This is a genomic window from Lactobacillus equicursoris DSM 19284 = JCM 14600 = CIP 110162 (assembly GCF_001434815.1).
GTDB lineage: Bacteria > Bacillota > Bacilli > Lactobacillales > Lactobacillaceae > Lactobacillus > Lactobacillus equicursoris.
Window position 1 is genome coordinate 1 of sequence record NZ_AZDU01000121.1, and the last position, 827, is coordinate 827.

At 44.7% G+C, this 827-nt stretch carries 2 protein-coding genes; both read right to left on the bottom strand.

Annotated features, from left to right (window positions below; all coding sequences use genetic code 11):
* A partial coding sequence (locus FC20_RS09610; RefSeq protein WP_056945409.1) for an HK97 gp10 family phage protein occupies nt 1-505 on the bottom strand: 505 nt, incomplete at its 3' end.
* Nucleotides 505-827 (bottom strand): hypothetical protein (locus FC20_RS10535; RefSeq protein ID WP_082610513.1); only part of this gene is annotated, 323 nt, incomplete at its 5' end. The genes FC20_RS10535 and FC20_RS09610, both read right to left, overlap by 1 nt.

The window sequence follows — 827 nt, forward strand, 5'->3', positions numbered from 1 at the left end:
TTTCGTCCGCATCACGTCCGGCCTTTTCGATTGCTGGTGTCAAGAATTGGCGGGCTGGTTGCCCGTTGGTCCGATAGAACTCTTTATCATGGATCTTGATTTTCTGCATACCATAGATAGCGGTTAAATCAAGATCCACTTTATCAACTGGTATAAACCAGGTTGTTTGTCTATAGGTCAATGTTACGTTTGGTGGGGTGATTTTTGGCGACTTTTCGCCATTTCGCCCAGTCCCAAATTCACGATAAACTGCAATAGGATCATTAGACCATAACCGCCCGACAATTTCGCCGGTTGACTTTAACTTAACTTCAATCCGCAAGGATCTAGTAAGTTCACCAGTAGAATACTTAATGGACTTTTGAAGTTCTTCAACCGCGTAGGCTTCCGCCTGGTCCATTACGTCTTCTTCGCCGTCGTGGATTGCCTCTTCCGTGACACCAGGCAACTTTTTCAGCTTTTCCCGAAGTCGGTCGAGACCTTTAATCTCAAAAGAGAATTGCATCACTTATTCCTTCGCTTTAAAGAAATGTTCTTGTGCATTGTAAACTCTTGGATTGCTACGATCTCATAGTCGGGATCAGCTTCTGGCCCAACATCAACGCAGAGCCCATCGCCTTCATTTTTCGCCAATTTCAGCAAGTTGCCTTGGTACTTACCTGACAGCATGTAATTCAAGCTCTCACCGTAAATTTGAGCGTTAATGCTGCCCCCAGCCGGCTGAAGGTTGATAAGCAGCGGAACAGCTTTAGACCAGCCCTTTAATGCATATCCTTGTTTGTCTTTGCCAGATTGCTTGCGTCTTAAATAAACCAGACGTAAATTTT